We start from the raw sequence: 9,005 nt of genomic DNA on the forward strand, positions 1-9,005 counted from the left end.
TGGATATTTTGGAGGAAGACGGGTTCGTCATCAAAAACATCATAGATTACACCGCCGCCGAGGCCGAAGGCTTTTTTTTGGAAGCTACAGGGAGTATGGCTTTGGATCGTGTCAACAAAAAGGCCTATTGCGCCCTTTCCGATAGGGCCGACGAAGAACTTTTCATCGAATTCTGCGAAGATTTTGAATATTCCCCCGTGGTTTTTACTGCCTATCAATCCGTGGCTGGAAAGCGGATGCCCATCTACCACACGAACGTCATGATGTGCCTGGCCGATACGTTTGCGGTCATCTGTTTGGATACCATCGACGATATAAAGGAAAGGAAGGACGTCGCCGATCATTTAAAACGTGACGGCAAGGAAATCATCGCCATAACCGAACCGCAAATGCACCATTTTGCCGGTAATATGTTGCAGGTTTTGGGCGCCGACAATGAGCCTTTACTGGTTATGAGCACGCAAGCTTACAGTAGCTTGACTCCAAAACAAGTGGTATCCATAGAAAAAAATTGCGGTATCGTTCACAGTTCGTTAGAGACGATAGAGACCTGCGGTGGCGGCAGTGCCCGCTGTATGATGGCGGAAGTATTTTTGCCGAAGGCGTGATCCATCTCCTTAAAAAAAGATTTACTTTTAGAGAAGTACCGTTTTACACGCTGTAAATGAAAGGCAAAATACTTTTGATCGCTTCCTTGTTCCTGTTAGCCGGATTCATTTTTGGAATCAACAGGTCCACCAATTCATCTGAATATATCCCCGTTATTTACGCGGATTGTGGCGCCAAAACATCAAACGAAGCTTTTGATAAAATGATGGATGTGCTCACCCATCAACGTTGCATGAACTGCCATCCCAACGATAATATTCCCAAACAGGGCGACGACCGCCATCCCCATTATTTCGGAATGGCGAGGGGGGAAAACGACCAAGGTTTCAGGGCGACCCAATGTGCGACCTGCCATCAATCGGAAAACAACGCCTATTCCGGTGTCCCCGGCGCACCCCATTGGGGTCTCGCCCCGGCATCCATGGGCTGGGAGGGACTATCGCGTACCGAAATCGCGGAAAATATGTTGAATATAGAAACCAATGGCGGCAAGAACCACAAAGAACTGGTAAAACACATGACCGAAGATGAATTGGTTTTATGGGCATGGAACCCCGGAGTAGACGCCAATGGAAAAGTAAGGGAAATTCCGTCGGTGTCGGAAGAAGAGTTTAAGGCGGCCGTCGAGGAATGGTTCGCAAACGGCGCCGTAGTTCCAGATAAATAGGTTACCGTTCTGCCATGCGTTTTATGGAGGAATTTGAAAATGGTTTGGTGTGCATCCTGCTATCCTATATCGTTTGAGCGCAGAAAAAAGTTCGGACAACAGCGATTATACTTTAGAAAAGAAACTTTATGAATATATCATTGACCGTCAACGGCACGTCCCACACCATGGACATTCCCGATGAGAACACCCCATTGCTTTGGATCATTAGGGACATCCTCGATTTGAAGGGTACAAAATTCGGCTGCGGAAAAGCGGCCTGCGGTGCCTGTACCCTTCATGTCGACGGTGAAGCGGTACGCTCGTGTTCGTACGCGGTCAAATTTGCCGAGGGAAAAGAAATAACGACCATCGAGGGTTTGGGTGACCTAGAGAATCCACATCCGGTGCAGCAGGCCTGGATCGAAGGGGTAGTGCCGCAATGTGGCTATTGTCAGCCCGGTTTTATGATGGCAACCGCCGCCTTGCTGGAAAAAGTACCCAATCCTACGGATGAGGACATCGATAACAATATCATCAATGTCTGTCGCTGTGCTACCTATTACCGTATGCGGAAGGCCATACACCGGGCCGCCGAATTAAAGGCTGCCTTACCGATGCCGGAATCCCAGAATGTGTAGACCATGGGCGAAGACGAAAAAAATAGGAAAAAAGTATCCCGCCGCCAATTTTTGATTCGGGGCGGCTTGGGCACCGTTGGCGTTTTGGCACTGGGCACCTATTTGTTCCGGAATCCGCTACGACGGTTCGCCGCAGGCGCCATCAATACGGCCGATGCTCCCTATATGGGCAGCACGGATACCCCGATTATATGGTTTGAAGTCATAAAAGACAATACTGTAGTACTCCATAGTCCCAAAGTGGAGATGGGGCAGGGCACCTTTACCGGCTTGGCGCAAATTGCGGCCGACGAGCTTGAAGTATCCATGGCACAGATGCGGGTGGTGCATGCCGATACCGCTTCCGGCAATATCGACGGTTTTGCCACTGGGGGCAGTACCTCTATTTCCTCGCTTTGGATGCCGCTGCGCGAACTGGCGGCCACGATGCGGGAAATGATCAAAACTGAAGCGGCCAAAAAACTGGAAATAGCTACGGCCGACCTGACCGTCAGCGATGGAATCATTACCGGAGGAGGCAAAACCATGACCTACGCCGAAGCTGTCGCCGGGGTCAAAGAATGGGATGTTCCGGAGACCCCTGAACTGAAACCGGTGTCGGACTATACATTTGTCGGCAAACCGATTGCCCGTGTCGATCTAAAGGACAAGGTGTTCGGAGCACCTATTTTCGGGATGGATGCCAGCATGCCGGGGATGTTGTACGGCGCCGTGGTTCGCCCTTCGCTGATCGGCGCAAAATATAGGGGGGCAAATACAACTAAGGCAGAAAAGATGCCCGGCGTAGTCAAAATTGTCAAGGAAAAAGATTTTGTCGGGGTCGTGGCCACCTCCTATATCGAAGCACAGAATGCCAAGGAAGCGATTGAATCGGAATGGGAAACCGATAGAAATTGGAATACGGCGGATATCAAGGCTATGGTCGAAGTCGGTAAGGGAAAAGCTTTCGTCATTCAAAAGGAAGGAAATCCGGACGACATCTTAGAGGGTTCGGCAGATAGCCTTGTTTCTGAATATTGGAGTCCCATCGGTGCCCATGCGCAATTGGAACCCAGTGGCGCTTTGGCATCCGTTGAAGTGGGGAAAGCAACGGTCATGATTTCCACTCAAGTGGTAGGCATCACCCGCGATGAAATCGCCAAGCGATTGGATTTGGACAAGCATAAAGTTAATATCATTCCCACATTTTTGGGCGGAGGGTTTGGCCGACGCCTGCATACACCGAACGGCATTCAGGCCGCGGTTCTGTCAAGAGCCGTCGGAAAGCCCGTACAGTGCTTCTTTACGAGAAAGGAAGAATTTCAGAACGATACGTTTCGCCCGCCTACACACCACGTGCTAAAAGCCCTGTTGAAAAGTAATGGTATGATCGAGGCCTTGGAACATAACGTTTCTAGCGGCGATGTCGCTTTCGGGTCCCCCATGCTGCCGGGTATTGCGGAGTCCGTTTTAGGTGCCGATCTCGGGGCATGGCGCGGGGGCATGATCCACTATGGGGTGATACCCAATTATCAGGCCGTTTCGTGGCGGGTAAAACTTCCTTTTGCCACAAGCTGGTGGCGCGGTTTGGGATTATTGGCAAATACCTTCGCCATCGAAAGTTTTATGGACGAGTTGGCGTTAAAAGCGGACAAGAATCCTGCGGAATTCCGATTAGTTCATATTCAAGATGATGAGCGTGGCAAACGCTTAAAATCGGTAATTGTGGCTGTCGTGGAAAAAGCGGGATACAAAGATGAGGTTGTCGATGGCAAGGCCATGGGCCTTGCGGTTTCCACGGATACCAATACACCCTGTGCGCAAGTGGTCGAGGTATCCATCCAAAATCGTGAAATAAAGGTGCATAAGGTAACCTGTGCCATGGATCCCGGCTTGGTCGTAAATCCCGATCAGGTGCGTGCGCAATGTGAGGGGGCAATCATCATGGGTATGAGCGCCGCACTCTACGAAAAGATGGAAGTCGTCGATGGCGCTCTGACCCCCACGATATACGGACCGTATCAAATGGCATTGATGAAACACGCCCCCAAAGAAATCGATGTGGTACTGTTGCAGGGCGCCGATGTTCCGGGGGCGGTTGGCGAGCCGCCCCTAGGGCCGATCGGTGCCGCTATTGCCAACGCAGTTTTCAGATTGACCGGAAAACGACACAGGGAAATACCGCTGCATTTGGGGTGAAGTACGGCGAAGAGACGTTTACTCAAGAACGGGGTATCTGCCGCGAATACATTTCCTTTAAGAAAACACCCGCCATCGCAATACTGAAAAACGCGAAAGGCAACGAGGTAACGATCAATAATTTCTGCACGGCGGTCAGCACGTCGATGTCGGGTTTGGCCTTTCCTAAAAGGAGGAGCGCCATGGTCGCCAAAAGGATGAATACCGACCAGATCAGGCGATGTCTTTTACTGGGCTCTTTCTTGCCCTTATCCGTAAACATACTCAAGACGAAAACGGCGGAATCCAGCGAAGTCACTAAAAATCCGATGAGCAAAAAAAGGGTGACCACATTCAAAAGGGTCGCCATTGGGTAATTGCTAAAAAAGATAAACAGTGATGAAAATACGTTTCCGAATTCGTCGTTGTAGCCCCCAAAAGATTCTATCAATTGAAAAGCCGAAGTGCCGAATACGGAGAACCAAAAGAAAGTACCCAACGAGGGCAGGATTAGAACGCCCAACAATAGCTGTCGCAGCGTTCTTCCCTTTGATATCCTTGCAATAAAGATTCCGGTGAACGGTGCCCATGACAGCCAAAATGCCCAATAATAGAACGTCCAGTCGGTGAGAAATGCCATTCCGGGGTTGTATTTTCCATAGGCAAGGCTCATGGGGATGAAATCGACAAGGTAGTTTGATGTTGCTATTCCAAAGGCCTTGAGTATGGCTAGCATGTCACTGGTAAAAAAAATAAAGAGCAGCAGGAGAAAGGTAACCAGAAGGTTCACTTTGGATATTATTTTTATGCCCTTATTGACCCCCTGCCAGGCGGAATAAAAGGCGATCGCAGAAATCAGGGCCGCTAAGGATAGGGTAACCGACAATCCGAAACCGCCGCCGAAAATATGGTTCAGGCCGCCGTTGATCTGGGTGACGCCAAGCCCTAGGGCAGCTATCAGTCCGAATACGGTGGTAATAATTGTTGTGATATCGATACCTTTTCTGGCGACTTTGTTGGGTATGGTATCTTCAACGGTCGCACTGACCCGAACTTTCTTTTTCCGTACAAAGAGGGCATGGCCCATGACCATGGCGAAGAGACCGTAGAAGGCCCAAGCCGTGAATCCCCATTGATAAAAGGTGAATTCCAGAGCCAAGATATCGGGTTCGAGTCTGGAAGCATAGGGCGGATGCTGCTGCATAAAGACCGGTTCCTGAACCGCCCGCAAAAGAATGCCTGCTCCCATACCGGCACTGTAGAGCATGGCCGTCCACGCCCAAAGGGAATGTTCAGGCTGGTCATCTTTTTTACCAAGTTTGAGTTTTCCCAACGGTGAAAATGCCACACCGAAAAGTAAAAGAACGCAGGCTAGTCCCAAGTAGAGATAAAAGTATCCGAAGTAGTTGCGCACCCAAAGCGAGGCATCCTCAATGGCTCTATAGCTGGCCTCCGTCGCAAAGAACACAACGCCCGAACAGATGAAGATAACCCCGATAGAGACCGTAAGCAGGGGGTTTTTAAAGATAGGTTTTGAAGTGATAGCTTATTTTTTAAATCTTAAACCTGCCAAGGGCAGAATCAAACTTTGTATTTTGTCGACAGATGGGGAATATGGAATTATAAACACTGGGCGCTGAGTTTCTAGCATCCAGCCCTTTTCACCCCTTCGCAATCCCCCGGATCATTCCCCCGAAAATAAAGTAATGAAAGGGTACGATGCTGTACCAATACAGGCGTCCTTTCAATCCCTTTGGGCGAAATGTGGCTGTCTGGTGCAAGATATTATTTTCATCTATCTTGAACTCCAGCCAAGCTTCACCGGGCAACTTCATTTCGGCAAAAAGCAACAGGCGTTTTGCTTTTTTGTCCGCCAAAAGTACCCGCCAAAAATCCAGCGAATCGCCGGCATAGATTCTATCGGGGTGGGTGCGCCCCCGCCTAAGGCCTACACCACCGGACAGTTTGTCCATAAATCCGCGTATTTTCCATAGCCAATCACCATAGTACCAACCGTTGCTTCCGCCGATCTTCCAGATATTTTTAAGTACTTGTTTTGGGTCGTCGATCTGCAGTTTTTTTTCATCCTTCAAAACACCGAACTTGGGTACCTGAATATATTTCTCGAGATCCTTTTTAAAGCGGCCACTGATCATACTGTCCTTCCAACTGCTGACCACCAGATTCTGTTCGATTTTTTTGAAGGCCATGTCGATGGCTTCCCGATAGGTGTGTGGTTCGATGCCCAAGATATCCTGTAACCGGGTATCCCTGGCGATTACTTCCACTTTCATACTGTCTACGAGGTTCAATGCCAGCTTGTACGAGGTCGAGGTCACAAAATAGAGCCAGTAGCTCGACAGTTTCGGCGTCATGACCGGTACGGTGATTATCCAGTTCTTAAAATCGCGCTGTTCGGCATATTGATGCAGCATTTCTTTATAGGAAAGTATGTCGGGCCCGGCGATATCGAAGGAATCGTCAAAAGTATCTCTATGGCCCAGAACCCCGGTAAGAAAGCTCATTATGTCGCGAATAGCGATGGGTTGCGTTTTGGTCAGCACCCATTTCGGGGTAATCATAATGGGCAATTTTTCACAGAGATCACGAATGATCTCGAAAGAAGAACTTCCGGAACCGACAATGATGCCTGCCCGAAGCACGGTGAGGCGAAAAGGGCCTTCCGACAATATTTTCTCGACGTTCTTTCTTGACCAGAGGTGTTTCGACAGGTTCTCATCGTTCACGATACCGCTGAGGTAGATGACCTGTTCGACCTGGGTATCCTTCAGGTACAGATTGAAATTTTCCGCTGTTTTAGATTCCATCTCCACAAAGGCCTCCGTGGAAGAACTCATGGAATGGATCAAAAAATAGGCGGTATCAATGTCTTTGGGGACTTTTCCTACGACGACATCCTCTAAAAAATCGATTTCCACTATGGTTATTGCCGAGCGCATTTCTTCATCAATGGCAAACCGCTCCTTATCGCGTACCGTGCAGATTACTTCATGGCCCATCTCTACCAATTGCGGTAGCAGGCGCATACCGATGTAGCCGTTGGCACCCGTTAGGAGTATTTTCATAGATTCGAAATTCTGCTGTTCGTATAAAGTTCTGCCTTGGCGGCCGTGCTACTTTGCTTTTATGGCAAGGCCTTGTTTTTGGGGATCAAATTCAAGCTTTGTGGGCCAAGCCTTTTTCAGTCTAGCGTCAATAATCTATCTCCCGCCTTTAGGACCTACTTGGTTCTTAACTCAAAGGTCCTCGACCGAAGTCGGTGCATTATCAGCCTTATAGTCCAACAACTTTCTAAAAAATTTTTGTACGGCCTTGGTATCCGCTTGTACCTTAATAAAGTAATGGTCGCGGTAGATGGAATATATGGCCAAGTCACCTTTGTAAACCGTGAGTTTGTAAAAGGGTATGATCAGGGCAAAGGTTTCCAACAGTGATCGGAACCGCACGATAATGCCTTTTGGGCGGATTTCTATGTTGCACTGGTCACGATTATTGTCCAATATGAGCAGGTTTCTGATTTCCATACTGGTTTCCGTAATGAACAAGCGCGGCGAACCGATGCCTGCCATGGCCCAACGTTCTTTCAAGGTGAACGGTTTGCCGACCTCGGCGTCGACCTTTCGGGTGATTTCGGTATTGTTATAGGATACGTTTACTAGCATTTGCAATTTTTTATAAAGTTAACGGTAACTGACCAGTACCGAAAACGGAATAGGTAAAAAAAGGGAATCAATCCGATATTATTTTAGTCGAATGCCAAAGCATGATTTCTTTGGGCACTCTGCATCTCACCTGTCTTCCGGAGAAAAAGGCGTGCCCACTTTGCGGTTAGAAAAGCCTGAAAAATGATTAGTTTTGCAGCCTGAAAGCGAGCAAGAAAAATGAAATTAGAAAAGATACTTACCCAAAAAGTAAAAGAGGCCATCTTAAATGAATTTTCGATTGAACTGCCGACGGTGGAATTCCAGCCTACCCGGAAGGATTTCGAGGGCGATATTACCATAATGGTCTTCCCGATGCTACGCCATATAAAAGGCAATCCGGTGCAGATCGGTGAACAAATCGGGGGTTTTCTTGAAAAGGAAGTTGATGCCGTTTCCGGTTATAATGTTATACAAGGATTTCTGAACGTGGTCATCGATGACACCTATTATCTCAATTTTTTTAATGGGATAAAAAACGATTCGGATTATGGGTTCGTAACCGAATTGAAAAAGGATGCGATCATGGTGGAATACTCCTCCCCGAACACGAACAAACCGCTGCATCTTGGTCATATCCGGAACAATCTCTTGGGATATTCCGTCGCCGAAATTTTGAAGGCCTCGGGAAGGAAAGTTTACAAAACGCAGATCATTAACGACCGCGGCATCCATATTTGTAAGAGTATGTTGGCCTGGCAACGTTTTGGAAATGGGGAAACCCCTGAAAGCACCGGTTTGAAAGGCGATAAATTGGTAGGAAAGTATTATGTGGCCTTCGACAAAGCCTATAAAAAACAGGTAGCCCAAAAAATTGCGGAAGGCATCGACCCGAAAGTGGCCGAAATTGAAGCTCCCATCGTATTGAAAGCCCAAGAAATGCTCCAAAAATGGGAGGCAGGGGATAAAGAAGTCGTCGCCCTGTGGAAAACCATGAACGGTTGGGTATACAGGGGTTTTGAGGAGACCTATAAAAACCTCGGTGTCGATTTCGATACCCTCTATTACGAAAGTGATACCTATCTATTAGGTAAGGATGTGGTGGTGGAAGGCCTTCAAAAAGGCGTTTTTTATCGTAAGGATGACGGTAGCGTTTGGATCGACCTCACCGATGATGGCCTCGATAAAAAAATCGTACTGCGCTCCGATGGTACCGCCGTATATATGACACAGGATATTGGCACCGCCATCCAGCGGATCAAAGACCGCCCCGATGTCGGGGGAATGGTG

8 protein-coding genes are annotated in these 9,005 nt (G+C 48.3%); 5 read left to right on the top strand and 3 right to left on the bottom strand.

The window, feature by feature from the left end:
• From ACEW8S_RS06105 to ACEW8S_RS06120, 4 genes are all read left to right on the top strand, one after another.
• The coding region (locus ACEW8S_RS06105; protein WP_373517291.1) for an arginine deiminase-related protein at window positions 1–608 on the top strand (608 nt) is incomplete at its 5' end.
• Between the two features lie 56 nt (window positions 609–664).
• The gene (locus ACEW8S_RS06110; protein WP_373517292.1) at window positions 665–1,276 is read left to right on the top strand and encodes a hypothetical protein; all 612 of its coding nucleotides are present in this window, start codon (window positions 665–667) and stop codon (window positions 1,274–1,276) included.
• Window positions 1,277–1,404: 128 nt separating this feature from the next.
• On the top strand, window positions 1,405–1,896 hold the full coding sequence (locus ACEW8S_RS06115) for a (2Fe-2S)-binding protein (protein ID WP_373517293.1): 492 nt from the start codon (window positions 1,405–1,407) through the stop codon (window positions 1,894–1,896).
• A gap of 3 nt (window positions 1,897–1,899) precedes the next feature.
• Complete coding sequence (locus ACEW8S_RS06120; protein WP_373517294.1) at window positions 1,900–4,074, top strand: molybdopterin cofactor-binding domain-containing protein; 2,175 nt, start codon at window positions 1,900–1,902, stop codon at window positions 4,072–4,074.
• A 22-nt stretch (window positions 4,075–4,096) separates the two neighbouring features.
• Here ACEW8S_RS06120 and ACEW8S_RS06125 read toward each other — a convergent pair whose 3' ends face one another.
• From ACEW8S_RS06125 to ACEW8S_RS06135, 3 genes are all read right to left on the bottom strand, one after another.
• A complete protein-coding gene (locus ACEW8S_RS06125; protein ID WP_373517298.1) occupies window positions 4,097–5,596 on the bottom strand; it encodes a BCCT family transporter in 1,500 nt (499 codons plus the stop codon).
• Between the two features lie 118 nt (window positions 5,597–5,714).
• Complete coding sequence (locus ACEW8S_RS06130; RefSeq protein WP_373517295.1) at window positions 5,715–7,139, bottom strand: SDR family oxidoreductase; 1,425 nt, start codon at window positions 7,137–7,139, stop codon at window positions 5,715–5,717.
• A 171-nt stretch (window positions 7,140–7,310) separates the two neighbouring features.
• On the bottom strand, window positions 7,311–7,736 hold the full coding sequence (locus ACEW8S_RS06135) for a hypothetical protein (protein ID WP_373517296.1): 426 nt from the start codon (window positions 7,734–7,736) through the stop codon (window positions 7,311–7,313).
• A 219-nt stretch (window positions 7,737–7,955) separates the two neighbouring features.
• On the opposite strand from ACEW8S_RS06135, the gene argS reads away from it, so the two are divergent.
• On the top strand, window positions 7,956–9,005 hold a 1,050-nt coding region (gene argS, locus ACEW8S_RS06140), incomplete at its 3' end, for an arginine--tRNA ligase (protein WP_373517297.1).

It is taken from the genome of Pricia sp. (assembly GCF_041745955.1).
In the GTDB taxonomy this organism is placed as follows: Bacteria; Bacteroidota; Bacteroidia; order Flavobacteriales; family Flavobacteriaceae; genus Pricia.